Source organism: Roseateles sp. (assembly GCF_039929605.1).
Classification (GTDB): Bacteria; Pseudomonadota; Gammaproteobacteria; order Burkholderiales; family Burkholderiaceae_C; genus Pelomonas.
Genome location: NZ_JBDSQX010000043.1, coordinates 1 through 25,699, shown reverse-complemented (window position 1 = coordinate 25,699; position 25,699 = coordinate 1). Strand labels below are relative to the sequence as shown.

The window sequence follows — 25,699 nt, the reverse complement described above, 5'->3', positions numbered from 1 at the left end:
CTGAGCCCCCTTGCAGGCCCAACGCGCACCCGATCCAAAGCCCGACAGCCGCCTAGCGGCGTGGTGGGGGAATGGCGGCGATGGTAGGGACGAGCCGGCGGAACGAGCGTGCGTAGACAAGGCCGTTTCAGCAGCGAATGCCGTGCGCCCAGGCACCCGCAGCGCAAGCTGCCGAATTGCGCTGGCAACGGTTTCCGGGCTGGCGCGACAGCCCCGAAAGGCCGCAACATCGGCAACCCCTTGCCCTTCAGGAGAACCCGTCACATGGGTGCCGCCACCAATACGAATGCAGCCAGCGCCGACGACGGCGTGCGGCTGCGCAAGATGCTCGCCACCGACCTGCCGGCAGCACACGAGCTGTCAGATGCGCTGCGCTGGCCCCACCGCCCGACCGACTGGAAGCAGGCCTTCAGCCATGCCGAGGGTGTCGTCGCCGAGCGGGACGGCACGGTCGTCGGCACCGCCCTGCGCTTTCGCTGGGGGCCACAGGACGCGACCATCGGCCTGGTCATCGTCGCGCCCGCGCAGCAAGGCCGACGCATCGGCCACAAGTTGATGAGCACGCTGCTCGACGGGCTGGACAGCCACCGTGTGCGGCTCAATGCCACGCTGGAAGGCCGTGGCCTGTATGAGCGCCTGGGCTTCGTGCGCGTGGGCGAGCTGCGCCAGCACCAGGGCATTGCGCAGCCGGCACCGCTGGTGGCACTGGACAGCGGCTGGCGGCTGCGGCCCGCGGGCGCCTCGGATGCGCCGGTGCTGAAGGCACTCGACGCCCAAGCCTGCGGCATGCCGCGCGACGCTCTGCTGGACGAGTTGCTGGCCGAGGCGGAATCGACCGTCGTGCTGGACGACGGCGGCACGGTGCGCGGCTTCGGCCTGTTGCGCCGCTTCGGCCGTGGCCACAGCATCGGCCCGGTGGTCGCCCCCGACGCAGAAGGCGCCAAGGCCCTCATCGCCCATCTGGCCGGCATGAACGCGGGCCGGTTCACGCGCATCGACATCGATGCCGACGCCGGCCTGGCGGAATGGCTGGAGGCGATGGGCCTGTTGCGCGTCGATGCGCCGGTGGTGATGGAGCGCGGCCCCGCATCGCAGCCCACCGCGCCCGGCGCGCCAAGGGGCTACGCCATCGTCACGCAGGCCCTGGGCTGAGGCGGTCATGAGCACCTTCCTCTACATGGCCGACGCCGACCGCGGCCGGCGCTGGGGCGAACTGTTCCGCCGCGACGCGCCCGCGCTGGACTTCCGGCTCTGGCCCGAGGCCGGCGACCCGGCGCAGGTGCACTACCTCGCCACCTGGCAGCAGCCCGAGCAGCTGGCCGAGCGCTTCCCGAACCTGAAGCTGCTGTTCTCCACCGGTGCCGGCGTGGACCAGTTCGACCTGGCCACCTTGCCGCCCTCGGTGCAATTGGTGCGCATGGTCGAGCCCGGCATCGTGCAGGGCATGGTCGAGTACGTGCTGCATGCCGTGCTGGACCTGCACCGCGACCGGCCGGCCTACCGGCGCCTGCAGGCTGAAGCGCGCTGGCAGCCGCTGCAGGTGCGCACCGCGGCGCAGTGCCGCGTCAGCGTGCTGGGGCTGGGTTCACTCGGCGAGGCGGTACTGCAGGCCTTGCGCGGCCTCGGCTTCGACTGCGCCGGCTGGAGCCGCAGCCGGCGCCACATCGACGGTGTGCAGTGCTTTGCCGGCGAGGCCGAGCGGGCCGACTTCCTGCGCCGCAGCGACATCCTCGTCTGCCTGCTGCCGCTGACCGATGCGACGCGCGGCCTGCTCGACAGCGCCCTGTTCGATGCGCTGCCGCGCGGCGCCGGGCTCGTGCATGTGGGCCGCGGCCCGCAGCTGGTGAGCGCCGATCTCCTCGCTGCCCTCGACGACGGCCGCCTGGCTGAGGCCGTGCTCGACGTGACCGACCCCGAGCCCCTGCCGGCCGGCGACCCGCTGTGGCGCCATCCGCGCGTGCAGATCACGCCGCACATCGCCAGCGTGACGCAGCCGGATACGGCGGCCGCCGTGGTGCTGGACAACCTGCGGCGCTTCGAGGCGGGGCTGCCGCTGGTGGGGCTGGTGGATCGCAGCAAAGGCTACTGAACCCTGGGCAGCGGCAGCTTGTGCCGCTGCGCCCGCAAGTTCAGCGCAAGACGCTGCATCGAACGGCCATTGCAGCACCCGCCGGCACGCCCTAACGCCCAAACTGCTACGTCATCGATCCACTGCGAGACGCCGCCCATGACCGCCCTCACCCGCACCCCAGCCGCCACCAACGAGGCCCCCATCACGACCGACCCGCACGCTGAGCTGGCCGGCCTGGACCGGGCCCATCTCATCCACCCGGTTGCGCCCTGGCGCCGCCACGAAGAGCGCGGCCCGATGGTGCTGAGCTCGGGCCACGGCGTATGGCTGCAGGACGACCAGGGGCGCGAGCTGCTCGACGCCTTCGCGGGCCTGTGGTGCGTCAACGTCGGCTACGGCCAGGAGAGCGTCGTGCAGGCTGCCGTCGAGCAGATGCGCCGCCTGCCCTACGCCACCGGCTACTTCCATTTCGCCAGTGAGCCGGCCATCCGCCTGGCGGCCAAGCTGGTCGAGATCACGCCGGCCTCGCTGACCCGCGCCTACCTGACGCTGGGCGGCTCGGACTCGGTCGACGCCGCCGTGCGCTTCATCGTGCAGTACTACAACAACACCGGCCGGCCGGCCAAGAAGCACTTCATCGCGCTGGAGCGCGGCTATCACGGCTCGTCCTCCACCGGCGCCGGGTTGACCGCCCTGCCGGTCTTCCACCGCGGCTTCGACCTGCCGCTCGCCACGCAGCACCATATCCCCTCGCCCAACCCCTACCGCCATGAAAACGGCAGCGACGCCGCGGCCTTGATCGCCGCCTCCGTCGCCTCGCTGCGCGCCAAGGTCGCCGAGCTGGGCGCGGAGAACGTCGCCGCCTTCTTCTGCGAACCGGTGCAGGGGTCCGGCGGCGTCATCGTGCCGCCGCGCGGCTGGCTCAAGGCGATGGCCGACGCGGCGCGCGAGCTGGACATCCTCTTCGTCGTCGACGAGGTCATCACCGGCTTTGGCCGCACCGGGCCGATGTTCGCGTGCCTCGCCGAGGGCGTGCAGCCCGACCTGATGACGCTGGCCAAGGGCCTGACCTCGGGCTATGTGCCGATGGGCGCGACGATGATGTCCGAGCGGGTCTACGCCGGCATTGCCGACGGTGCGCCCGCTGGCCAGCCCATCGGCCACGGCGCGACCTACTCGGCGCATCCGGTGGCCGCTGCGGTGGCGCTGGAGGTGATCCGGCTGTACCAGGAGGGCGGCGTCCTCGCGAATGCGCAGCGGGTTGCCGCGCGCTTTGTCGCCGGGCTGGAGGCCTTGCGCTCGCACCCGTTGGTGGGCGACGTGCGCCACATCGGCCTGCTCGGCGCGCTCGAGCTGGTCAGCGACAAGGCCAGCAAGCGCGCCTTCGATCCGGCGCTGGGCCTGGCGGACCGGCTGTTCGCGCTGGGCTACCAGCACGGCCTCGTGTTCCGCAGCTTCGGTGACCATGTGCTCGGTTTTGCGCCCGCACTGACGATCACCGAAGTCGAACTCGACGAGCTGTTCGTGCGCCTGCGCCGTGTGCTGGATGACGCGCTGGCGGCGCCCGATGTTCGCGCGGCGATGGTTGGCTGAGCCACACAATCGCGCATCGTCCAACACGCTTTCAGAACACCATGGCAGAAGCCCTCAAGCTCGACCGGTTGGACCTCCGCATCCTGGCCCATCTGCAGAAGAACGGCCGCATCACCAACGTCGACCTGGCCGATGCGGTCGGCCTGTCGCCCAGCCCCTGCCTCATCCGCGTCAAGCGGCTGGAGCAGGCCGGCTACATCAGCGGCTACGGCGCCCACCTGCGCCTGGAGAAGCTGGGCGACACGCTGACGGTATTCACCGAAGTGACGCTGACCGACCACCACCGCGAGGACTTCATCCGCTTCGAGAGCGCCATCCGCGATGTCGACGAGATCCTCGAGTGTCATCTCGTCAGCGGCGGCTACGACTACCTGCTGCGCTTCATGACCCGGGGTGTGAACCACTACCAGCAGGTCATCGAGGGGCTGCTCGAACGCAACATCGGCATCGAGAAATACTTCAGCTACATCGTCATCAAGTCGCCGTTCATCAAGACGCATTGCGCGATCGAGAAGCTGTTCCAGGAAACGCGCTGATTGCGCGCGCGCCGACCGAGCAGGCCCGCTTCGCGCGGGCGTGTTGCATGATGCCCAGCGGCCCTGCTTCACACCGCTGACACAAGCTGCCTGACCTGCCCCGCCGCGTCGTGATGACGCAGCAGACGCTGCCGACAGCGGCCTTCTCAACCGCAGCAACCACCTGCCCGATGCGTGGTTTCCGCATCGGCGCAGACCACGCTGCCGCAGCCCTTCATAACCGCAGTTTGTGTCGCCGCAGGCGGCCACAACGCGGCGTGTCGCCAAGGTGCCGATGCTCGAATGCCCTGGCACCGATCGGTGCGGCAACGGGTCCGGCGCAGCAGCCCCTCGTCGCCCAGACGACAAGCAACCTACAAGAGGGAATCCGATGACAGCTTTCACCCACCTCCGTCTTCTCGCCGCCGCTGGCGCCGCGCTTTGCGCCGGCGTCGCCAGCGCGCAATCCAACGTCACGATCAGCGGCAGCATCGACATGGGCGTGTTCCGCGACACGGCCGGCGTCAAGAACGTCGGCACCATCCAGCGCAGCCACCTGCAGTTCGCCGGCACCGAAGACCTCGGCGGCGGCCTGGCCGCCACCTTCCGGCTGCGCCACCGTTTCGACGCCGACACCGGCACGCCCGAGGGCGGAACCTCCAAGCCCTTCTGGCACGGCGAGTCGACCGTGGGCATCAAGGGCGGCTTCGGTGCCCTGCGCCTGGGCCGTGCGCTCGATGCGATCCAGGACCAGGACTGGGCCTTCGACGCCTGGAGCAACTACGACCGCATCGTCTCGCCCGCCTGGGACCTGTGGCACTGGAACTACTCCGCCGACCCGGTCGGCGGCGGCTCCGGCCGCATCGCCAACGCGGTGTTCTACGACTCGCCCAAGTTCTCCAACGTGTCGCTGCACGTCAGCGCCTCCCCCGAGTCGCCCGCAGGCGCGGTCGCCAAGACGCGCGCTGCCACGCTGCTCTACAACGACGGCAAGCTGCGCATGATGCTGGGCAGCGGCAAGAACAGCGCCGGCGCGACGGAGACATCGGTGGGCGTGCGCGCCGCCTTCGGCATGCTGTCGCTGATGGGCATGGTCAACGTCAGCGAGACCCTGGCTGGCTCCAAGGCCAAGGTGGCGACGCTGGGCGCCGTCTATGTGATGGGCGCCACGACGCTGAAGGCCGGCTGGGGCAAGGCCGACGTCGACGGCGTGAAGCGGCGCGAGATGGTGTCGGCCAGCGCCGGCTACAGCCTGTCCAAGCGCACCACGGTGTACGCAGACCTGGCCTCCAAGCGCATCCTGGGCACGGGCACGAAAGAGGTCTACGGCGTGGGGTTGACGCACTCGTTCTGACCGGGCTGCGGTGGCGGCCGCCCGTCGCGGTTGCGCTGCGGCAAAGGCGCACCGCCCGGGTCCGCCGCCAGTCCTCGTCGCAGATCTCGTCGCAGATCTCGTCGAGCGACGGGCGCGACATCTGGTCTACGAGTTCTCGCCATGAAGCAGCCGGGGGTTCGAATCAAGCACCGGTGAAATCGAGCACCACGCGCGAGGGCACGTCACCGTGCTCAAGCCGCTCGAACACGTTGTTGATGGCCGAGAGTGGCTGCAGTTCGCTGTCGGCCTTCACCTTGCCCTCGGCCGCAAAGGCCAGGGCTTCGGCCATGTCATGACGGGTGCCGACGAACGAGCCGCGGATCGTGATGCAGTTGGCCACCACGTCGAACAGCGGCGTCGGGAACTCGCCCGGCGGCAGGCCGACCAGCACGCAGGTGCCGCGCTTGCGCGTCATGCCGACACCTTGCTTGAAGGCCGCCAGCGAAGGCGCGGTGATCAGCACGCCGTGGGCGCCTCCGTCGGTCGCCGTCTTCACGGCCTGCACCGGGTCGCCGGTCTTCGCGTTGACGACCGCATCGGCACCCAGCAGCTTTGCATGCGCGAGCTTGCCATCGTCGATGTCGACCGCGCAGACGTGCAGTCCCATGGCCTTGGCGTACTGCACCGCCAGATGCCCCAGGCCACCGATACCGGAGACGACGATCCATTGGCCCGGCTTCGCTGCGGTTTCCTTGATGCCCTTGTAGCTGGTGACGCCGGCGCAGATGAGCGGTGCGGCGTCGCGGGCTGTCAAACCGGCAGGCACGTGGGCCACGTAGTTCGGGTCGGCGACGATGTAGTCGGCAAAGCCGCCGTTCTTCGTATAGCCGCCAAACTGCGCTTGCGCGCACACCGTCTCCCACGCCGCGAGGCAGTGTTCGCAGTGGCCGCAGGCCGAGTACAGCCATGGCACGCCGACGCGGTCGCCTTCCTTCACGGCCGTGACGCCGGCGCCGAGCGCCACGACGCGGCCGATGCCTTCGTGCCCGGGGATGAAGGGCAGCGTGGGCTTGACCGGCCAGTCGCCCTTGGCCGCATGCAGGTCGGTGTGGCACACGCCACAGGCCTCGGTCTTGACGAGGATCTGTCCCGGTCCAGCGGTCGGCACGTCCACCTCCCGCAGCTTCAACGGCTTGCCGAATTGCTCGACGACGGCGGCTTGCATCTGACGTGTCATGTCTGACTCCTTGGGGTGGGAATGTGAAACTCAGGCCGGCGCATCAAGGTGGGCGGTGCGGATGAGCTTCTTGTTGACGAACTCCTGGATGCCCATGTTGCCGAGCTCGCGGCCGTAGCCCGAGTCCTTGATGCCGCCGAAAGGCAGTTCGGCGTCGCTCCAGTCGATGTTGTTGATGAACATCATCCCGGTGTCCACGCGGCTCGCCACGCGCTTGCCGCGCGCCACGTCCTTCGTCCACACCGAACCGCCGAGGCCGAAGTCGGAATCGTTGGCGAGGGCGATGGCCTCGTCTTCATCCTTGACACGGAAGAACGAGACCACCGGGCCGAAGAACTCGTCGCGGAACGCCGGGTTGTCCTTCGCGATGTCGGTCAGGATGGTCGTCTGCATAAACGAACCCGGCCGGTCGATGCGCTTGCCGCCGATCACCAGCGTGGCACCGTGGGCCACTGCGCTGTCGACCTGCTTGACCAGTTGCAGCAACGCGCCCTCGGACGACAGCGGGCCGTGGGTGGTGGTTTCAATCATGGGGTCGCCCACGTTCAGCTTGGACAGGGCTGCCGTGAACTGCTCGAGGAACTTGTCGGCGATCGAATCCAGAACGATGAATCGCTTGGCGGCGCAACAGGTCTGGCCGCCGTTGTACATCCGCCCCCACACGGCCCAGGGAATCGTCTTCGCGAGATCGGCGTCTTCGAGCACGATGAATGCGTCGCTGCCGCCGAGCTCCATCGACGACTTCTTGAGGTTTTGCCCGGCCCGGGCCGCGATGCTCCTGCCGGCCGCGACGCTGCCGGTCAGGGCGACGCCCTTGATGCGGGGGTCGTCCACGACACGGTTCGCCTGCTCGTGCGAGATCAGCAGGTTGGTGTAGGCGCCCGCGGGCGCACCCGCATCGAGCAGGAGCTTCTCGAATGCGATCGCGCATTGCGGTACGCAGCCGGCGTGCTTGACCACCAGCACATTGCCCGCCATCAGCTGCGGGCCGGCGACGCGGGCGAGTTGGTAAAAGGGGAAGTTCCAGGGCTCGACGCAGAACAGGACACCGAAAGGGCTGCTCTCCACGTGGGCTTCACCAACCTTCGGATGCAGCTTCGTCGGCGCCAGAAAGGCCTCGGCGTTCTTGGCGTAGTAGGCCAGGATGTCGGCGCTGAACTGCACTTCGCCGCGGACCTCGTCGATGCGCTTGCCCATCTCCAGCGTCGCCAGCTTGGCGTAGTCGTCGACATGCGCGTGCAGCAGTGCTGCGGCCTTGGCGACGATGGCGGCGCGCTCGGCGTAGCTCGTGTGCTTCCAGGTCTGGAAACAGGCCTCGGCGGTGGCGAGCGACTGTTCGAGCGCAGCGCTGCTGAGATGCTCGAAGCTCTTCACGGTCTTACCGGTGTTGGGGTTGACGCTTTGGTAGGTCATCGACAGGTCCTTGTTCAATGGATTGCGACCTGCGGCAAGGCCCCGCACAACAGGGGCGGTGAACCGGGCCGCGAGAGGCCGATCCGGGCACGGTGCGCGCCGGAGCGCTGAAGGTCTGTTCGGCAACGCACGAAGCGAAGGCGGGCCGCATGCAGGTGCCGGGCTACGCGCAGATCGAGGCCGCCAAGGCTGAATGCGTGATTCGAAGGACTGCAACGGGCCGATCACTGGTCGAAAGCGGCCGCCTCGCTCTCGACGCAGGCGCCGCCGCAAAAGCCCGCCACGCCAGCCTGCCGAAGATCACGCCCCGGTGCGAAGCCCCCGCTGCACGACCGCGCAGAACCACCGCACACCGTAGGGCAGCGCCTCGTCATTGAAGTCATAGCAGGGATAGTGCAACGGCCTTTCGCCGCCCTGCCCCAGCCACAGGTAGGCACCCGGCCGCTCGCGCAGCATGAAGGCGAAGTCCTCGCTGGTGAAGGCGGGCCGCGGCGCCTCGGCTGCTTCGAGACCGGCATCGGCCGCCGCCGCCAGCGCCAGCGCGGCCTCGGCCGGTGTGTTGATGGTGGACGGGTAATAGCGCGTGTAGGTCACGTCGACCGCAATGCCATGCATCAGCGCCACGCCCGCTGCCGCGTCGCGCAGCGCGGCCTCGATGCGGTCTTGCACTGCCGCGTCGAAACTGCGCTCGGCACCGGTGATCCCGGCTTGGATCGATGGCACCGTTGGGCCAACGACGGGGGTTTGCAAAGCCGCGATCTACGCATAGGCAGCGGGGCTGGAGCAATGCGCGGGCCTGATGCTCGGAGTGGCAGTCATGCGGCGTGAAGCAGTCTCGCTGCGATTCGGTCACGCGCGCGAGGCGCATGCCGGGCCCGGGCGCTGCGAGTCGCGCGGTGAGTCGCGCGGTGAGTTGTGCGGCACGGGCTGCAATGGCCGGTGCGAGCCTGAGCGCCTGTAGCGTCTCGAATTCGATATTGATCGTGGGATCCATTGATAGCGGTTTTCGTAGAAATCGCAGTGAAAATGACGGCATGCGCCAGACTGCAATTGAATCGTTCGTATCGTTTGTCCAAGCGACCGACGTCTTCGATCTGCTGGTCGACCTCGTCGTGTTCCGAGGGCAGGCGACGCAAGGGAACCTGCTTCCCAGCGTCGCGCGAGCCGATCAAACGATGGACACCACGGAACATGAGCGTAGCGTGCTTGAGCAGCTACGGCTTCAAGGTGCGTCGTTTCTCAGCGGCGTTGAGCCAAATGACTTGGACTTGTTGGTGTTGGCTCAGCACTTCGGGCTGAAAACGCGCCTGCTGGACTGGACCGGCAACCCACTGGTCGCGCTTTGGTTCGCATGCGCTGACAAGGCTGAAGGGGACGTGTATGTGTATGCCCTAGAAGCCGACAGCCTTCTTACCAAAGATGTCTACAAGCAAGATCCGTTTTCGCGCGCCGCGACCAAGGTGTTTCAACCTCGACTGAACAACTCACGCATCGTCGCGCAGCAGGGCTGGTTCACCCTCCATCGATACGCTGAGAAGAACAAGACGTTTGTGGCGCTTGAGAAGAATCCGAAGATCAAGGAGCATCTGCACGAGTATCACGTGCCGGCCAAGTACCGGCAGGTGTTGTTAGCCGCGTTGGACAGGCATGGGATCAGCGCCAAAACCATCTATCCCGACCTTGCGGGGCTATGCCAGCACCTGAACTGGAAGCATCGGCTCTAGATTGGCCGGGTGGTTTCAAGTTTGCAGGAGGATTGCGATCACCTGCGAAATTCGGCCGTAGTGGGGTTTTCGTCAGGCTTGGCTAGCATTTTCGTATGAGCACCTTTCCTTCCCACCTTGACACCGATGAGAACCTTGAAGCGGCCATCCGGCTGCCAGCCGGCTTTCCAGTCGAAGACATCGAGCAGATCTGTTCCTTGCTGGCCGAGGTCGATCCGTTCGTCCCGGCCTTCGAGCCAAACGGCTTCGGGCTTTACAGCTTGGCCGGCCAAGTTTGGTCGCTTCAATTCGAAGAGGTCGAAACGGTCATCCTGCCCGATCGCAACATCGCCTCCCGGATGGCGCAAATCGCCAGAGGCGAGGCGATTGGCAAGAACGCTCAAATCATTGCGGCGATCACGGCATTCGCTCATTTCTTCGACATCATGATGGAGCCAGGTATCGCGTTCCACGAGCTGGCTCCGCAGGAGGGGAATGAAGCCGCGCTCGAAGAACTCTGTTGGTTCCGCGCAGCCGACCATGGCGACAAGTTCGATTGGCTCGAAGTCGCGCTGGGCAGGCGCGACCAACTGAGTCAACCCGGCGAACCGCGCGAGGCCGAATCCCATGACTTGACGAGGAGGCTTCGGGACTGGAGCACCAGCTACGGCGCTGTGTTGAAGGTGGCCGAGATTGAGCTATTCCACCAGGGGACTCCGTTCGAGAAGAACATGGCGCTGCTCGAATGGCTGCATCGCGAATATTTCTTCGCCGGGCAAGTGGCGACGATGGCGTGCGTCTTCTTCGGCCCGATCAACGCGCCGAAAGCCGGTTTGATGAAGGGGCTGCGCTCCCCTGATCGAGAGCGTGCGATCGCTGGTGCGAAGAACGCCGCATGGGATGCTCTCTATCTCGGCACGCTCAACGCCATGGTCAACAAGGCCGCAGGAGGACCCAAGCGGTTCATCTACGCGAGTCTGGATCGGCGTGCTCGTCTGATCGCCCGAATGGCATTGTCCTTTGGCGGCGATGGGCCGCATCGGAATGCAATTCTGGACATCTTGTCCGAATGGTGGACTGACAAGGAGGCAATGGCCATCGCTGACAAGCTCAGGCAAATCGCCCTGGATATCGACCTGCCGCACATGGACGAGAAGCGCCGAAAGGCGGCGGCAGCAAAGCAGGAAACCATTGCTCATGGCGAGCTCGCGATCCGCAGATGGAGTGAAAAAGGCTAGCCGCCCGTGGGATGGCTGCGGCCAGTTCAGCCTGACGCTAGCCGCTCAGATTGTTCAAAGCCAGTCGAGGAGGCGTTCCCAGCGCTCCAGGCGGCAGCAGCCGTTGGCGCATGGGGCGTAGCCGAAGGCCGATCTCCAGCATTGCCAAAGATCACCCCTCCGCCCGCAGCTCCCGCTCCACCACCGCGCAGAACCACCGCACACCGTAGGGCAGCGCCTCGTCATTGAAGTCATAGCAGGGATGGTGCAACGGCCTTTCGCCGCCCTGCCCCAGCCACAGGTAGGCGCCCGGCCGCTCGCGCAGCATGAAGGCGAAGTCCTCGCTGGTGAAGGCGGGCCGCAGCGCCTCGGCTGCGTCGAGACCGGCATCGGCCGCTGCGGCAAGCGCCAGCGCGGCCTCGGCCGGTGTGTTGATGGTGGACGGGTAGTAGCGCGTGTAGGTCACGTCGACCGCAATGCCATGCATCAGCGCCACGCCCGCTGCCGCGTCGCGCAGCGCGGTCTCGACGCGGTCCTGCACCGCGGCGTCGAAGCTGCGCACCGTGCCGGTGATGCGGGCTTCGGCCGGCAGCACGTTGTGGCTCTGGCCGCCTTCGAGCCGGGTGACCGACAGCACCGCCGAGGCGGCCGGGTCGATGCGGCGCGAGACGATGGTGTTGAGCTGCACGACCAGCTGGCTCGCGGCCAGCAGCGCGTCGGGCGTGTGCTGCGGCTGCGCGGCGTGGCCACCGCGGCCGCGCAGCACGATGTCGAAGCGGTCCGCCGCGGCCATGATGGGGCCGGGCCGCGTCTGCGCCTGGCCCAGCGGCAGGTCGGGCCAGTTGTGCAGCGCGTAGACCGCGTCGCAGGGGAAGCGCTCGAACAGGCCCTGCTCCACCATCACGCGTGCGCCGCCCTGCCCTTCCTCGGCCGGCTGGAAGATGAAGTGCACGGTGCCGTCAAACCGACGCGTGCGCGCCAGTTGCCGCGCGGCGCCGAGCAGCATGGCGGTGTGGCCGTCATGGCCGCAGCCGTGGTGCACGCCGGCATGGCGGCTGGCATGGCCCAGGCGTGACTGCTCGGCCATCGGCAGCGCGTCCATGTCGGCGCGCAGGCCGACGCTGCGGCCACTGTTGCCGTGCCGCAGCGTGCCGACGACGCCGGTGCCGCCCAGGCCTTCATGCACGTCAAGGCCGAGCAGGCGCAGCGCCGCCGCGACGATGCCGGCGGTGCGTTGTTCCTTGAACGCCAGCTCGGGGTGGGCATGCAGGTCGCGCCGCAGGGCGACCAGTTCGGGCAGCAGGTCCGTGACCACGTCGGGCCCGGGTTCGCCGCGCGGGCGCAAGGTGGGATGTTGTTCATCAAGCATCGCTGAAGCTTAGGTTCAGCGCCCCGGCGCGGGGTCTCGATCAGCCGTGCGCAAACCGCAGCGTTCGCCGTTCTGCAGGGCCATTACGAAACATTCTTGCAAAGGCGGGCGCGCATCCCAAACCCCTTCATGCCGCCCAGGCGGTCTACTTCCCTCCGGCTTCTACAAGGACTCCGCTGCATGAACTTCCCCATCGTTGAGCACCTCGCCAATGCCGGTTGCCTGGACCGCGTCTTCATCGACGGCGAGTGGCGGCTGCCGGTGGGCCGGGCGAGAAGTGCCGTCATCGACCCGTCGACGGAGCAGGCCGTCGCAGAGATCGCACTGGGGAACGCGCAGGACGTCGACACCGCCGTGGCTGCGGCCCGGCGTGCCTTCGCCACCTGGTCCGTGAGTTCCGCCGACCGTCGGGCGGCGTTGCTCGACCGTGTGCACGGCCTGATCCTGGAGCGCGCCGAGTTGTTTGCGCAGGCAATCTCGCTGGAGATGGGCGCCGCCATCAGCGTCGCGCGCAGCACGCAGGTGCCCGTTGCTGCGGAGCACATTCGCGTGGCCCGAGACCTCGCGGGCAGCTATCCCTTTGTCACCCGCCGGGAGGGTGTCGCCATCGTCCGCGAACCGATCGGCGTCTGCGGCCTGATCACGCCGTGGAACTGGCCGCTCTACCAGATCACCGCCAAGGTCGGCCCGGCGCTGGCAGCGGGCTGCACCGTGGTGCTCAAGCCCAGCGAGCTGTCGCCCTTGAGCGCGCTGCTCTTTGCCGAGGTGATGCGCGATGCCGGCGCGCCTGCTGGAGTGTTCAACCTGGTGAACGGCGACGGGCCGGACGTGGGTGCGGCGCTGTCGGCCCACCCGGACGTGGACATGATCTCGATCACCGGTTCGACGCGTGCCGGCGTGTTGGTGGCGCAGGCCGCCGCGCCGACCGTGAAGCGGGTTGCGCAGGAGCTGGGCGGCAAGTCGCCCAACCTCATGCTGCCGGATGCGGACTTCGCCCGCGCCGTGCCGATGGGTGTCGCTGCGGCCTTTCGCAACGTCGGTCAGTCCTGCAGCGCGCCGACCCGCATGATCGTGCCGCGCGAGCGCCTGGCCGAGGTGGAACAACTCGCCGCGGCGGCAGTAGCGGCCCTCGTCGTGGGCGACCCGCGCTCGACGCAGAGCACGCACGGCCCGGTCGCCAACCGCGCACAGTTCAACCGCGTGCAGCAGATGATCGAGGCCGGCATCGCCGATGGCGCCCGCCTCGTCTGCGGCGGCCTAGGCCGGCCACCAGGGCTGGAGCGCGGCTTCTACGCGCGCCCGACCGTCTTTTCGGACGTGAACACGCAGATGAGCATCGCGCAGGAGGAAATCTTCGGGCCGGTGCTGGCCGTCATCCCCTACGACAGCTTGGACGAGGCCGTGGCCATCGCTAACGACACGGTCTATGGCCTGGGCGCCCATGTGCAGGGCCGGGACCTCGGCGCCGCGCGCGCCGTCGCGGCGCGCATCCGCGCCGGTCAGGTGCACATCAACCACCAGGCCTGGAACCCGCACGCGCCCTTTGGCGGCTACAAGCGCTCCGGCAACGGCCGCGAGTACGGCGTCGAAGGCCTGCAGGAATACCTGGAAACCAAAGCCATTCTTGGCGACATGAACGAGGAACAAGCATGACCGCAGCCCTGTTGCTGCACCGCGCCGACGGTGCCCCCCTGTCCACCGCCTTCCGCCAGGCCGCCTTCGGCAAGGATGACCCGTTCGCGGCGCATCGGGAGGTCGCATGGGAAGGCCCGGGCTCGATGATCGCCGGACGGGTCAACTTCACCGGCGAGCTCAGCGTGGCGAGCTTTCCGCACACCGAGACACTCGTCGTCGTGGAGGGCACGCTGACGCTGACGGCGGCCGGCGCGGCGCCGCTGGTGGTCGGCCCCGGGTCGGGCGCCGTCATCGCCCGCAGCACGGCGCTGCACATCGCGGCCCCGGCCGGCGTGCGCTTCGTGACCTGCGCGGCCGCATGCGACGGCGCACTCGCCCCCGGCATCACGCCGCTGCGTGCCGATGCCGACTTCAAGCCGTCCAACCCGCCGCCGCCGCAAACCCTGCTCGGCCCCACCCCGGCCTGCCGCAGCGACAACGTCTTCACCGACGAGCAGTCGCAGTACAAGGCCGGCACCTGGGACTCAACGCCCTACCACCGCATCGTGCGCGCCCACCCTCTCAACGAGTTCATGCACCTGCTGGCTGGCGGCGTTCGATTCGCCGCGCCCGACGGCAGCGTGCTGTCGGCGCAAGCCGGCGACGCACTCTTCGTGCCGCAGGGCGCGCCGGTCGGCTGGGAGAGCAGCGAGCGCGTCGCCAAGTTCTACGTCGTGCAAACCGTGCCGGCCTGAAACGACATCGGGAATCCAGCCATGAGCCAGCCACTTCGCCTCGTCGAGACTTCGCCCACCCTGCCGGCCAGTGCCGACGTCGTCGTCATCGGCGGCGGGATCATCGGCGTGTTCACCGCCTACTACCTGGCCCGGCGCGGGCTGTCGGTCGCGGTGGTTGAAAAGGGCCGCATCGGCGCCGAGCAGTCGAGCCGCAACTGGGGCTGGTGCCGCCAGCAGAACCGCGACGCGCGCGAGCTGCCGATGGCCACCAAGAGCATCGACCTCTGGGAGAAGTTTGCCGCCGAGACCGGCGAAGACACCGGCTTTCGCCGCTGCGGCTTGTTCTATCTCAGCAATGACGAGGCAGAGATTTCCCGCTGGGCCAGCTGGCGCGACTTCGCCAGGACCGCGGGCGTGACCACGCACATGCTCAGCGGCGCCGAGGCCACCGAGCGCGGCCGGGCGACCGGCCGCGCGTGGAAGGGCGGTGTCTTCTCGCCCAGCGATGGCACGGCCGATCCGTCGAAAGCGGCGCCCGCGGTGGCCGCCGCGATCCTCAAGCTCGGCGGCAGCGTCCACCAGAACTGCGCCGCGCGCGGCATCGAGCGCGAAGGCGGCCGGGTCAGCGGCGTCGTCACCGAAGCGGGGACCATCAAGACCGGCATCGCCGTGATGGCGGGCGGCGCGTGGGCATCCTCGTTCTGCCGCCAGCTCGGCATCCGCTTTCCGCAAGCGACGATCCGGCAGTCCATCGTGCACGTGTCGCCAATGGCGGCTGGCCTGCCGGACACCCTGTTCACCGCTGGCGTGGCCATCACCCGCCGCAGCGACGGCAGCTACACGCTGGCCATCAGCGGGCGCGGGCGCGTCGACCCGACGGCGCAGCTGATGCGCTTCGCGCCACAGTTCCTGCCGATGTTCGCCAAGCGCTGGCGCAACGTGTGGCCCGGCGGCCTCGAAGGGCTCCGGGGCGGCCATGAATCCGTCACGCGGTGGCGGCTCGATGCGCCCACGCCGATGGAACGCGTGCGCATCCTCGACCCCAAGCCCGACCCGGCGGGTGTTCGTGAGACCCGCCGCCGTGCCGTCGACCTGTTGCCCGACCTGGCCCGGGCCCCCGTCACCAGCACCTGGGCGGGCTACATCGACAGCACGCCGGACGGCGTCCCCGGCATCGGCGAAGTGGCGGAACTGCCCGGCTTCATCCTGGCGGCGGGCTTCTCCGGTCACGGCTTCGGCATCGGCCCGGGTGCTGGCCACTTGATCGCCGATCTGGCCAGCGGAGCAAAGCCGATCTTCGACCCTGCGTCTTTCAATCCCGCTCGGTTCAAGCAGTCCTCCTGGGGTAAGGTCGCCGATTTCTAGAGCGATTCCCCGATACGTGCATCCACTGGGCGGTCAAGCCAAGAAGGTATGGCGTGCCCCGGATCCCGCGAGCAATAGGCCAATTGACCCGTGCTGTCCGGCCCGCGCACCCGCTTCCAGCGGCAAAACCCATCTCCTACGAATCAACGCGTCTAAGTGTTTTCACCGGTATTACCAAATTCTCATTTTGAGACACTGGTATTACCACAAAACGACGCTGCGCCGGATCCTGGCTCAGCCCTCGAAGTGAAAACCAACACAACCGGAGACCTCATGCTCAAGACTATTCAATACGCCGCCGCTGCGGCGCTGATCGCCGCATCCCAGTTGGCTGCGGCCGACGTTGCCGGGGTGGTCCTCACGGATATCAAAGTTGCCGCGTCGGGCGGCCAGTGGTGGGACGTGATTTTCAAGGACGTCAGCTGGCTAGAGCCCACGGCCGGCGCAGTGGCCGGGCTGGATGACCCGGCCACCAGCGACAGCAAGAGCGGCTGGCACGGCAATGCGATGACGGCTTCGGTGTCGGACTACCACGGTGCGGCAACGGCCGGCACGACGGCGGCGACCTCCGGGGATTTCGACGGCATGACGGCTTTCGCCAATGCCGCGGCCACCAACCGCGAGTCGGTCTGGGCCTTCTCCAAGGTCTACGACGGCAAGGTGCTGGTCGGCAGCGGCACGACGATCACGGTGAGCGCCAAGCTGGCGGACATCTATGCCAGCGGCACGGGCACCTCGCAGGCCAACGCCAGCATTGAGCTTTGCGGCGCAGACTTCTCAAACGCCGCCGACGCCCTGGTCAACTGCGTGCCGATGAGCTTTGCCGAGGCCTTCGTCGACCAGTCGCTGCCTGGCTACACCGGCCCCTCCGTCCTCAGCGCCAGCTGGACCAACGACAGCAGCGACGGCGCCTGGACCTGGATGCGCATCGGCCTGTCCGCGTCGGTCCAGGCCCTGCCGGAGCCGACCTCCGCCATGCTCTGCCTGGCGAGCCTGGGAGCAGCCGCTGCGGTGCGCCGCCGCCGCAAAGGCTGAAACTTCGCACCCATCCGGCAGCGGCCCCGGCCCTGCCCGCACAACCCGGTCGCGCGGCCTCGAAAGAGACCGTGCGCTTTGGTTTTTTCACGTCAACCGATTCTCAAGGGCCCTGTCCATGACCCGCGCCGCCTCCCTCTTCCACCGGCTGGCCAGCGCGTTGCTGCTGCTGTCGCTCTCGCTGTCGGTCAGCACGGCCCAGGCCGCCGGCCGCGAGCGCCTGTCGCTGGACGCGGGCTGGCTGTTCCATGCTGGCGACGTCAAGACGCCGCCCATCAAGGGCCACGGCGCGAGCTATCACCAGGCCAAGGCCGGTGGCGCGGCGGGCGCGGCGTCGCCGGAGTTCGACGACTCCGGCTGGCGCCGGCTGGACCTGCCGCATGACTGGGCCATCGAGAACCCGCTGGACCGCAACGAGAACGCCTCGCAGGGCTACCGGGCGCGCGGCTTCGGCTGGTACCGGCGTTACCTGCAGCTGCCCGAGTCCGACCGTGGCCGCCACATCGAGCTGCAGTTCGACGGCATCGCCACGCACTCCACCGTCTGGGTCAACGGCATCGCCGTCAACCGCAACTTCTCCGGCTACAACGGCCGCGCCATCGACATCACGCCCTATGTGCGCTACGGCGAGGACGTGAACAACATCGCCGTGCGCGTGGACGCCGAGGTGCAGGAGGGCTGGTGGTACGAAGGCGCCGGCATCTACCGCCACACCTGGCTGGTCAAGCGCGACGCGCTGCACATCGTCACCGACGGCCTGCACGCCAACCCGGTGCAACGCAAAGGCCGCTGGCTGCTGCCGGTGGAGGTGGAGGTGCAGAACACCGGCGAAGCGCTGCGTGACGCGGTGGTCGAGCTGCTCGTGACCGGGCCGGACGGCGCAGCCGTCGCCCAAGGCTCGACGCGGGTGCGCGTGGCCGCCCTCGACAACGCCACGGCCAGGCTGGAACTGGCCGTGCCCGCGCCCAAACTGTGGTCGCCGCAGTCGCCCGATCTCTATCAGGTGAAGGCCGTGCTGCGCCATGCCGGCAGCGGCCCGGTGCGCGAGATCGACGCCACGAGCCTGAAGACGGGTTTTCGCACGCTGCGCTTCGATGCCGACAAGGGCTTCTTCCTGAACGGCGAGGCGCTCAAGCTGCAAGGCGTGTGCATCCACCAGGACCATGCCGGCGTCGGCGTGGCCGTGCCGACGGCGATCTGGGAGTTCCGCCTGCGCCGCCTGAAGGAGATGGGCGTCAACGCGGTGCGCTTCGCCCACAACGCGGTGGCGCCCGAGGTCATGGACCTGACCGACCGCCTCGGCCTGCTGGTGATGAGCGAGAACCGCAACTTCAACGCCAGCCCCGACACCCTCGCCCAATTGGAATGGCTGGTGCGGCGCGACCGCAACCGGCCCAGCGTCATCCTGTGGTCGCTGTTCAACGAAGAGCCGCTGCAGGGCAGCGCGCAGGGCCGCGAGATCGCGCGCCGCATGGTGGCGGTGGTCAAGAAGCTGGACCCGACGCGCCCGGTCACCGGCGGCATGCACGACGGCATCTTCAGCGAGCGCAATGCATCGCAGGTGATGGACGTGGTGGGCATCAACTACCAGGTCGGAGGCTATGACCGCTACCACCGCGAGCACCCCAAGCGCGCCGTGACCAGCACCGAGGACACGGCCGCCTACATGACCCGCGGCGCCTGGCAGAGCGACCACAAGGCGCAGGTGCTGGGCAGCTACGACGACGAGCCCTCCTCCTGGGGCCAGACCCACCGCGAAGGCTGGCGCCAGATCGCCGAGCGGCCCTTCATCGCCGGCACCTTCGTGTGGAGCGGCTTCGACTACCACGGCGAGCCCACGCCCTTCGAATGGCCCAGCGCCAGCGCCTTCTTCGGCGCCATCGACCTCTGCGGCTTCCCCAAGGCGGCGTTCTACATCCGCCAGGCGCACTGGGTGAAGGACCGCACCGTCATCAAGGTGCTGCCGCACTGGAACTGGGCCGGTAGCGAAGGCAAGCCGGTGAAGGTGATGGTGGCCAGCAATGCGCCGCGCGTGCGCCTGCTACTGAACGGCCAGGCCGTCGGCGAGCGCGAGGTGGACCGCTACGACATGGTCAGCTTCGACGTGCCGTTCGCACCCGGCAAGCTGGAGGCCGTGGCGCTGGACGGCGCCCGCGAGCTCGGCCGCGACGTGGTACAGACCAGCGGCGAGCCGGCCCGCCTCGTGCTGACACCCGACCGCCAGGCCCTGGCCGGCGACGGCCGCGACGCCCTGCCCGTGACGGTCAGCGCCGTCGATGCCCAAGGGCTGCCGGTGCCGACTGCCAACCTGCCTGTCAAGTTCGAGGTCAGCGGCGCCGGCAGCCTCATCGGCGTCGGCAATGGCGACCCGAACTCGCACGAATCCTCCAAGGCACCGGAGCGCGCGCTGTTCAACGGCCTGGCCCAGGTCATCCTGCAAAGCCGCCGCGAGGGCAAGGGCCCGCTGACGCTGCGCGCCAGCGCCCCAGGCATGCAGCCGGCCGAACTGGTGCTGGACGTGCAGGCCACAGCGCAAGTGCCGGCCGTGGCCGCCGCCGAGGCCGTCAACCGCGTCAGCGGCTGGCGCATCTCGCCGCCGCAAGCCGAGCGACCCGATCCCAACCAGGTGCTGGCCGAGACCGACATGAACAGCTGGGGCTGGGGCGAAGCGCCCATCAAGCAGCCGGCCGAGGCGAACGCCTGGCGTGCCTACCGCGCCTCCATGCGCCTGCGCGCCGACCGCAACGACGGCCACGGCCGGCTGGTGTTCGGCGAGATCACCGGCCAGGCCGAGGTCTGGGTCGACGGCACGAAGATCGGCGAGAAGACCTCGCCCGCCGCCGCGCCGCTGAGCCTGCCGCTGGCTGCCGGCGCCGGCTGGCGCACGCTGACGGTGCTGGTGCGCGCCGAACCCAATCAACCCTCCGGCCTCACCGGCCGCGTCTGGATGGAAGCCTCTCCTCGATGAACTGGCTGAAATGGCAAGAGACCTTGCGCAGCGCCGCCCTGGCCCTGCTGTTGACCACGCTGGGCGTCGCCCAGGCCGAGCGCACCGTCACGCCGCTGGACGGCCACTGGCAGTTCAACCGCAGCGACGTTGCCGGCGCCGCTGAGCCCGGCTACGACGATGGCAGCTGGGCGACGGTGACGCTGCCGCACACCTGGAACGTGCCCGACGGCGAGACCGGCGGCACGCCCTACCGCGGCGCGGGCTGGTACCGGCGCGTGCTCGACATCAAGCCGGGCGGCGAGACACGCCGCTTCCTGGAGTTCGACGGCGCGACGCTGGCTGCTGATGTGTGGGTCAACGGCCGCCATGCCGGCCGCCACGAAGGCGGCTATGCGCGCTTCCGGCTGGACATCACCCCGCTGCTGCAACCCGGCCGCAATGTGCTGGCCGTGCGTGTGGACAACGCCAAGCTGCCGCATGTCGCGCCGCTGGGCGGCGACTTCACCGTCTTCGGCGGGTTGATCCGCCCGGTGCGCCTCATCGAGACACCCGACGCCCACATCGAGCTGCTGGACCATGGCGGCCCCGGCGTGCGCGTGGACACCGCGTTAGCGCCGGACAGCGCGCGACTGACCGTGCAGGTGGAGTTGCGCAACGACGGCCAGCAGCCCGCCGAGCGCCAGCTGCGCCTGACGCTGCGCGATGCCCAGGGCCGCAGCGTCGCGGAGCACGTCGAGCGTCTGCGCCTGCCGGCCGGCGCCCAAACCGCCAGCGCCATGCTGACCGTCCCCAAGCCCCGGCTGTGGCAAGGCGTGCAGGACCCCTATCTGTATCGCCTGAGCGCCGAACTGCTGGACGGCCGCCAGGTGGCCGACACGGTGCAGCTGCCGCTAGGCCTGCGCCAGTTCGCGGTCGACCCTGAGCGCGGCTTCCTGCTCAACGGCAAGCCCTACCCGCTGCACGGCGTCAACTACTTCCATGCCGGCCGCCCGGGGCGCGGCGTGGCCGTGGGCAAGGCCGAGATCGACGAGGACCTGCGCATCCTGATGGACCTGGGCCTGACCGCCCTGCGCCTGGTGCACTACCAGCATCCGCCCTACACCTACGAGCGTGCGGACGAGCTGGGGCTGGTGCTGTGGACCGAGATCCCGCTGAACTCGGCGATGGAGGAGACGCCGGCCTTCGGCGACAACCTCTACGCCCAGCTGCGCGAGCTGGTGCGGCAGAACCGCCACCATGCCTCGGTGGCCGTCTGGGGCGTGGGCAACGAGGTCTACCGCAGCGACGAACCCGTGCGCGCCCTGCTGGCCGACCTGCATGCACTGGCCAAGCAGGAAGACCCCTCGCGCCTGACCACCTACGCCCACTGCTGCGCGCCGGACGATCACCCGATGGCGCTGCAGACCGACCTGGCTTCCTACAACCGCTACTGGGGCTGGTACGACGGCCAGTTCAAGGACATCGGCCCCTGGGCCGACAAGCTGCACGCCAAGCTGCCGGGCAAGCCCATCGGCCTGGGCGAATACGGCGCCGGCGCCAGCGCCGTGCAGCAGGAAGACCCGCCGCGCCGCCCCGAACCCGGCGGCCGCTGGCACCCCGAGCAATACCAGGCGCTGTTCCACGAGACCTATGCCGCCGAGATCGCCAAGCGGCCCTTCATGTGGGGCACCTTCATCTGGTTGGCCTTTGACCATGCCGCTGCCAACCGCCACGAGGGCGACACCACCGGCCGCAACGACAAGGGCCTCGTCACCTACGACCGCAGCAGGCTCAAGGATGCCTATCACCTGATGCGCGCCTGGTGGCAGCCCAAACCGGTGCTGCACCTCACCAGCAAGCGCCTGGCCACCCGGCCTGCGGGCAAGGTGGACATCAAGGCCTACAGCAACGCGGCGAAGGCCACGTTGGAGGTCAACGGCAAAACCGTGGGCACGGTGGATGTGGTCGACCGCATCGCCGTCTGGCCCGCCGTCGAGCTGGCCGCCGGCCCCGCCACGCTGCAGGTGCGCGACGATCGCGGCAGCACCGACCACGTCGAATGGCAGATCGAAGGCTGCAACGCCGACGCGCTGGGCACGCAGCGCGTGCTGCAGTTGCCACGCGAAGGCGCCGCCTACGGTGCCCCGTACGCGCGGCTGCCGCTGGCGCCGAACGAGTTCGTGCTGACCTTCGACGACGGTCCCAAGCCCGGCACGACCGTGCGCGTGCTGCAGGCGCTGAAGGCCGAGTGCGCCAAGGCCACCTTCTTCATGAACGGCGAGCCGATGAGCCAGCACGCGGCGCTGGCCCAGCGCGTGCGCGCCGAAGGCCACACGGTGGCGATGCACGGCTACAAACATTCGGCCTTCGGCGAACTGCCCGCCAAGGAGCAGCTCGCCGACCTGGAGGGCATGCAGAAGACGCACCGCTACGTGACCGGCGGCGAGCCGGCGGCCTGGCGCTTCCCTTACCTGGCCGAGACGCCGGCGCTGCGCGAGGCCCTGGCCCAGCAGAAGGTGACCGTGCTGTCGGCCGACGTCGGCATCGAAGACTGGGTGCAGGGCCAGACACCCGAGGCCATGGCCGAACGCCTGCTGAAGGGCCTGCGCGAGAAGGGTGGCGGCATCGTGCTGCTGCACGACGTGCAGGACCAGACCGCCGCCGCCCTGCCCCTGCTGCTGCGCCGCCTCAAACAAGAGGGCTGGCGCCTGGTGCACCTGCAATGGCCCGAATCAAAACCCTGACCCTTCCGACCCCATGACCGTCCGCTTGATGAACCCCGCTCTCACCCGCACCACGGCGCGCTTCGCGCTGCTGCCCTTGCTGCTGGCCCTGCAATCCTGCAGCCAGGCTCCCCTGGCCACTCCGACAGCGCAGCCTCCCGTCTTGGCAGCAAAGGCAACGCCAGCCGCGCCCGACACCGCCGCCATCCAGCTCAACCAGGTCGGCTATCTGCCGGGGGGCAGCAAATGGGCGGTACTGCGCGACGTGAAGGCCGAGTTCTTCACCCTCGTCGACGCCGCCAGCGGCCGCGAGGTCTTCCGCGGCCCGTTGGGCGCCGCGCAGCACTGGGAGCCGGCGCAAGAGGCGGTGCGTCTGGCCGACTTCTCGGCGCTGCGCGCGCCGGGGCGCTACCGCCTGCAGGTGGCCGGCGTGCCGCCGTCCGCGCCTTTCGTCATCGCGGCCGATGCCTACACCGCGCTGAACGCGGCGGCGCTCAAGTTCTTCTACTTCAACCGCGCCAGCATCGCGCTGGACGCAGCCCACGCCGGGACCTGGGAGCGGCCTGAAGGCCATCCGGATGATCACGTGCTGGTGCATGCCTCGGCCGCCGGCCCGGGCCGACCCGAGGGCACGGTCATCTCCGCGCCCAAGGGCTGGTACGACGCGGGCGACTACAACAAGTACATCGTCAACTCCGGCATCACGGTCTACACGCTGCTGGCCGCCTGGGAGCATTACCCGGCCTTCTTCAAGGCACAGAACCTCAACATCCCCGAGAGCGGCAACGGTTTGCCCGACGTCCTCGACGAGGCGCTGTGGAACCTGGAGTGGATGCTCGCCATGCAAGACCCCGCCGACGGCGGCGTCTATCACAAGCTCACCGACAAGGGCTTCGACGGCATCGTCATGCCGCATGCCGCCCGACATGACCGTTATGTGGTCATGAAGACGACCGCCGCCACACTCGACTTCGCCGCCGCGATGGCCCAGGCCAGCCGCGTGTTCGCCGCCTTCGAGTCGCAGCGGCCGGGCCTGTCGGCACGCATGCTGGCCGCGTCCCGGCGCGCCTGGGACTGGGCTCAGGCCAACCCCAAGGTCATCTACCGCCAGCCGGCCGACATCCACACCGGCGGCTATGACGATGACAAGCTCGACGACGAGTTCAACTGGGCCGCTGCCGAGCTCTACATCACGACGCACGACGACCGCTTCTGGCAGGCCATGCGGGCGCCTGCGGCCAAGCCCGAGGTGCCTGGCTGGGCGACCGTCGAAGCGCTGGCCTGGGTCAGCCTCGCCCAGCACCGCGCCACCCTCGGCCCCAAGGCGGACCGACCGCTGATCGAAGGCCACATCCTGGCTCTGGCCAACGACATCGTGACGCGCTGGGAGCGCTCACCCTACCGCGTGGGCATGCGGACGCAAGACTTCATCTGGGGCAGCAACGCCGTCGCGCTGAACCAGGCGCTGATGCTGATCCAGGGCTACCGCCTCGATGGCGACCGCCGCAAGCTGGACGCCGCCCAAGCCGCGCTGGACTTTGTGCTGGGCCGCCACCCGACCGGCTATGCCATGGTCACCGGTTTCGGCACGCGCTCGCCGCTGCACCCGCATCACCGCCCCTCGGGCGCCATGCCGCAACTGCCGCCCGTGCCGGGCATGATCGTCGGCGGGCCCCACCCCGGCCGGGGCGACGACTGCAAGGCGCCCTACCCTTCGCAGGCGCCGGCCAAAGCCTATCTGGACGACCTCTGCAGCTACACGACCAACGAGATCGCAATCAACTGGAACGCGCCACTGGTCTACGTGTCCGCGGCGCTGAGTGCCTTGACCCCTGCGCCTTGAACTCAAGGGACTGCAAGCGCATCCCTCGGCGCTCGCGCGGGCGAGCAGGCCGGGGATTTGCCGTCGTTGCGGGCGAGGTAATTGCTGGCCCGATGCCGCGGGCTCTGTCGGGACAAACGAGATCGATGTCGCATTGAACGCTAGCGGCTTCAACGTGTCGATTTCCACCGGACAGATCACCGAGTGGCGCTTGAACGCCGCAACCGACCCAGCGAACTGCAGCGTGCAATACCGTGAAGCCGTCTCGGCGGGAAGCGATCCGACGATCACCCTGAAGACATCGGGCTGTTGAGTCGCGAGGCTCAATGAGCCGGCGGGCCACCTGGACGCCCACCGGCTAATCGGTCAGTTAGGCGCCCCAGCTCAACGATGCCCCTTTAGCCAGCAGCGGGCTGCGCTTGCCGTCCACGTCCAGGCCCCAATTGCGCAGCGCGCCCTCGGTGACCTGCGCCGTGTACTGCCCGCCCTTGCGGCCGACCGTGCCGCGAGCCGCGACGCTGCCGTCCAGGCCCACGACCGTGAAGCCCGCGCTTTGGCCGTCGTCCAGCTCGAACACGCGCAGCACGGTGCCGCTGGCGTAGTCGTAGTCCGGCTTCTCGGTCTCGGCACCCCAAGCGATGACGCTGTTAGGCGCCGCGTACAGCGGCAGGCTTAAGTAACCGTGCGTCTCGCGATGCCAGCGGCCGCCCTGCTTCTTGTCGCCGCTCAGCAGATGCGTCCACTTGCCCTCGGGCAGGTAGAAGTCCACCTCGCCGTTCTCGGTGAACACGGGTGCCACCAGCAGGCTTTCGCCGAGCTGGTACTGCCGGTCCAGCGGCGCGCAGGCCGGGTCGTGCGGATGCTCGATGAGCATCGCGCGCATCAGCGGCACGCCCGTCTCGGTCGCCTCGTGAGCCTTGGCGTAGAGATAGGGCATGAGCTGATGCTTGAGCTGCGTGAAGGCGCGCAGCACGTCGCAGCTTTCTTCGTCCACGAGCCATGGCACCCGGTAGCTGCTGCTGCCGTGCAGGCGGCTGTGCG

At 68.6% G+C, this 25,699-nt stretch carries 19 protein-coding genes and 1 pseudogene; 15 read left to right on the top strand and 5 right to left on the bottom strand.

What is annotated here, in order from left to right; translation table 11 throughout:
• Window positions 1-264: 264 nt before the first annotated feature.
• The 5 genes from ABIS05_RS06215 to ABIS05_RS06195 all read left to right on the top strand — a co-directional run bounded on the left by ABIS05_RS06215 (window position 265) and on the right by ABIS05_RS06195 (window position 5,533).
• Window positions 265-1,152 (top strand): GNAT family N-acetyltransferase, encoded by an 888-nt coding sequence (locus ABIS05_RS06215; protein WP_348009208.1) that lies wholly within the window; start codon window positions 265-267, stop codon window positions 1,150-1,152.
• A 7-nt stretch (window positions 1,153-1,159) separates the two neighbouring features.
• Window positions 1,160-2,089, top strand: a complete 930-nt coding sequence (locus ABIS05_RS06210) for a glyoxylate/hydroxypyruvate reductase A (RefSeq protein WP_348009207.1) — start codon at window positions 1,160-1,162, stop codon at window positions 2,087-2,089.
• A 138-nt stretch (window positions 2,090-2,227) separates the two neighbouring features.
• A complete protein-coding gene (locus tag ABIS05_RS06205) occupies window positions 2,228-3,664 on the top strand; it encodes an aminotransferase class III-fold pyridoxal phosphate-dependent enzyme (protein ID WP_348009206.1) in 1,437 nt (478 codons plus the stop codon).
• 41 nt (window positions 3,665-3,705) lie between these two features.
• Complete coding sequence (locus tag ABIS05_RS06200; protein ID WP_348009205.1) at window positions 3,706-4,200, top strand: Lrp/AsnC family transcriptional regulator; 495 nt, start codon at window positions 3,706-3,708, stop codon at window positions 4,198-4,200.
• A gap of 370 nt (window positions 4,201-4,570) precedes the next feature.
• Window positions 4,571-5,533, top strand: a complete 963-nt coding sequence (locus ABIS05_RS06195; protein WP_348009204.1) for a porin — start codon at window positions 4,571-4,573, stop codon at window positions 5,531-5,533.
• Window positions 5,534-5,696: 163 nt separating this feature from the next.
• Here ABIS05_RS06195 and ABIS05_RS06190 read toward each other — a convergent pair whose 3' ends face one another.
• The 3 genes and pseudogenes from ABIS05_RS06190 to ABIS05_RS06180 form a co-directional block, all read right to left on the bottom strand.
• Window positions 5,697-6,731 carry a zinc-dependent alcohol dehydrogenase gene (locus ABIS05_RS06190; protein WP_348009203.1) on the bottom strand — a complete coding sequence of 345 codons (1,035 nt, stop codon included), beginning with the start codon at window positions 6,729-6,731 and terminating at the stop codon, window positions 5,697-5,699.
• 30 nt (window positions 6,732-6,761) lie between these two features.
• The gene (locus ABIS05_RS06185; RefSeq protein WP_348009209.1) at window positions 6,762-8,144 is read right to left on the bottom strand and encodes an NAD-dependent succinate-semialdehyde dehydrogenase; all 1,383 of its coding nucleotides are present in this window, start codon (window positions 8,142-8,144) and stop codon (window positions 6,762-6,764) included.
• 300 nt (window positions 8,145-8,444) lie between these two features.
• Window positions 8,445-8,864, bottom strand: a pseudogene (locus ABIS05_RS06180) (M20/M25/M40 family metallo-hydrolase); the annotation flags it as partial.
• Window positions 8,865-9,178: 314 nt separating this feature from the next.
• Here ABIS05_RS06180 and ABIS05_RS06175 point away from each other — a divergent pair.
• Together ABIS05_RS06175 and ABIS05_RS06170 are read left to right on the top strand one after the other, a co-directional pair.
• A complete protein-coding gene (locus tag ABIS05_RS06175) occupies window positions 9,179-9,868 on the top strand; it encodes an FRG domain-containing protein (protein WP_348009202.1) in 690 nt (229 codons plus the stop codon).
• 95 nt (window positions 9,869-9,963) lie between these two features.
• Window positions 9,964-11,085, top strand: a complete 1,122-nt coding sequence (locus tag ABIS05_RS06170) for a hypothetical protein (protein ID WP_348009201.1) — start codon at window positions 9,964-9,966, stop codon at window positions 11,083-11,085.
• A 151-nt stretch (window positions 11,086-11,236) separates the two neighbouring features.
• On the opposite strand, the gene ABIS05_RS06165 is transcribed toward ABIS05_RS06170, so the two are convergent.
• Window positions 11,237-12,433 carry a M20 aminoacylase family protein gene (locus ABIS05_RS06165; RefSeq protein WP_348009200.1) on the bottom strand — a complete coding sequence of 399 codons (1,197 nt, stop codon included), beginning with the start codon at window positions 12,431-12,433 and terminating at the stop codon, window positions 11,237-11,239.
• Between the two features lie 180 nt (window positions 12,434-12,613).
• On the opposite strand from ABIS05_RS06165, the gene ABIS05_RS06160 reads away from it, so the two are divergent.
• The 8 genes from ABIS05_RS06160 to ABIS05_RS06125 all read left to right on the top strand — a co-directional run bounded on the left by ABIS05_RS06160 (window position 12,614) and on the right by ABIS05_RS06125 (window position 24,971).
• Window positions 12,614-14,086 carry an aldehyde dehydrogenase family protein gene (locus ABIS05_RS06160; protein WP_348009199.1) on the top strand — a complete coding sequence of 491 codons (1,473 nt, stop codon included), beginning with the start codon at window positions 12,614-12,616 and terminating at the stop codon, window positions 14,084-14,086.
• Window positions 14,083-14,802 (top strand): cupin domain-containing protein, encoded by a 720-nt coding sequence (locus ABIS05_RS06155; protein WP_348009198.1) that lies wholly within the window; start codon window positions 14,083-14,085, stop codon window positions 14,800-14,802. Before ABIS05_RS06160 ends, ABIS05_RS06155 begins: the two co-directional genes overlap by 4 nt.
• A gap of 21 nt (window positions 14,803-14,823) precedes the next feature.
• Window positions 14,824-16,149 carry an FAD-binding oxidoreductase gene (locus ABIS05_RS06150; protein ID WP_348009197.1) on the top strand — a complete coding sequence of 442 codons (1,326 nt, stop codon included), beginning with the start codon at window positions 14,824-14,826 and terminating at the stop codon, window positions 16,147-16,149.
• A 273-nt stretch (window positions 16,150-16,422) separates the two neighbouring features.
• On the top strand, window positions 16,423-17,184 hold the full coding sequence (locus tag ABIS05_RS06145; protein ID WP_348009196.1) for a PEP-CTERM sorting domain-containing protein: 762 nt from the start codon (window positions 16,423-16,425) through the stop codon (window positions 17,182-17,184).
• A 118-nt stretch (window positions 17,185-17,302) separates the two neighbouring features.
• Entirely contained in the window at window positions 17,303-20,152 is a 2,850-nt protein-coding gene (gene galA, locus ABIS05_RS06140; RefSeq protein ID WP_348009195.1) for a beta-galactosidase GalA, read from the top strand.
• Window positions 20,149-22,857, top strand: a complete 2,709-nt coding sequence (locus ABIS05_RS06135) for a polysaccharide deacetylase family protein (protein WP_348009194.1) — start codon at window positions 20,149-20,151, stop codon at window positions 22,855-22,857. The genes galA and ABIS05_RS06135 overlap by 4 nt, the downstream gene beginning before the upstream one ends.
• A 13-nt stretch (window positions 22,858-22,870) precedes the next feature.
• Window positions 22,871-24,679 carry a glycoside hydrolase family 9 protein gene (locus tag ABIS05_RS06130; RefSeq protein ID WP_348009193.1) on the top strand — a complete coding sequence of 603 codons (1,809 nt, stop codon included), beginning with the start codon at window positions 22,871-22,873 and terminating at the stop codon, window positions 24,677-24,679.
• A gap of 154 nt (window positions 24,680-24,833) precedes the next feature.
• A complete protein-coding gene (locus ABIS05_RS06125) occupies window positions 24,834-24,971 on the top strand; it encodes a hypothetical protein (protein WP_348063226.1) in 138 nt (45 codons plus the stop codon).
• A 57-nt stretch (window positions 24,972-25,028) separates the two neighbouring features.
• On the opposite strand, the gene ABIS05_RS06120 is transcribed toward ABIS05_RS06125, so the two are convergent.
• Window positions 25,029-25,699 (bottom strand): TIM-barrel domain-containing protein (locus ABIS05_RS06120; protein WP_348009192.1); only part of this gene is annotated, 671 nt, incomplete at its 5' end.

Excerpts from the sequence above, each read along its gene's own strand:
- ABIS05_RS06215 (WP_348009208.1), top strand. The coding sequence starts at position 265 with ATGGGTGCCGCCACCAATACGAATGCAGCCAGCGCCGACGACGGCGTG.
- ABIS05_RS06210 (WP_348009207.1), top strand. The coding sequence starts at position 1,160 with ATGAGCACCTTCCTCTACATGGCCGACGCCGACCGCGGCCGGCGCTGG.
- ABIS05_RS06205 (WP_348009206.1), top strand. The coding sequence starts at position 2,228 with ATGACCGCCCTCACCCGCACCCCAGCCGCCACCAACGAGGCCCCCATC.
- ABIS05_RS06200 (WP_348009205.1), top strand. The coding sequence starts at position 3,706 with ATGGCAGAAGCCCTCAAGCTCGACCGGTTGGACCTCCGCATCCTGGCC.
- ABIS05_RS06195 (WP_348009204.1), top strand. The coding sequence starts at position 4,571 with ATGACAGCTTTCACCCACCTCCGTCTTCTCGCCGCCGCTGGCGCCGCG.
- ABIS05_RS06190 (WP_348009203.1), bottom strand. The coding sequence starts at position 6,731 with ATGACACGTCAGATGCAAGCCGCCGTCGTCGAGCAATTCGGCAAGCCG.
- ABIS05_RS06185 (WP_348009209.1), bottom strand. The coding sequence starts at position 8,144 with ATGACCTACCAAAGCGTCAACCCCAACACCGGTAAGACCGTGAAGAGC.
- ABIS05_RS06175 (WP_348009202.1), top strand. The coding sequence starts at position 9,179 with ATGCGCCAGACTGCAATTGAATCGTTCGTATCGTTTGTCCAAGCGACC.
- ABIS05_RS06170 (WP_348009201.1), top strand. The coding sequence starts at position 9,964 with ATGAGCACCTTTCCTTCCCACCTTGACACCGATGAGAACCTTGAAGCG.
- ABIS05_RS06165 (WP_348009200.1), bottom strand. The coding sequence starts at position 12,433 with ATGCTTGATGAACAACATCCCACCTTGCGCCCGCGCGGCGAACCCGGG.
- ABIS05_RS06160 (WP_348009199.1), top strand. The coding sequence starts at position 12,614 with ATGAACTTCCCCATCGTTGAGCACCTCGCCAATGCCGGTTGCCTGGAC.
- ABIS05_RS06155 (WP_348009198.1), top strand. The coding sequence starts at position 14,083 with ATGACCGCAGCCCTGTTGCTGCACCGCGCCGACGGTGCCCCCCTGTCC.
- ABIS05_RS06150 (WP_348009197.1), top strand. The coding sequence starts at position 14,824 with ATGAGCCAGCCACTTCGCCTCGTCGAGACTTCGCCCACCCTGCCGGCC.
- ABIS05_RS06145 (WP_348009196.1), top strand. The coding sequence starts at position 16,423 with ATGCTCAAGACTATTCAATACGCCGCCGCTGCGGCGCTGATCGCCGCA.
- galA (WP_348009195.1), top strand. The coding sequence starts at position 17,303 with ATGACCCGCGCCGCCTCCCTCTTCCACCGGCTGGCCAGCGCGTTGCTG.
- ABIS05_RS06135 (WP_348009194.1), top strand. The coding sequence starts at position 20,149 with ATGAACTGGCTGAAATGGCAAGAGACCTTGCGCAGCGCCGCCCTGGCC.
- ABIS05_RS06130 (WP_348009193.1), top strand. The coding sequence starts at position 22,871 with ATGACCGTCCGCTTGATGAACCCCGCTCTCACCCGCACCACGGCGCGC.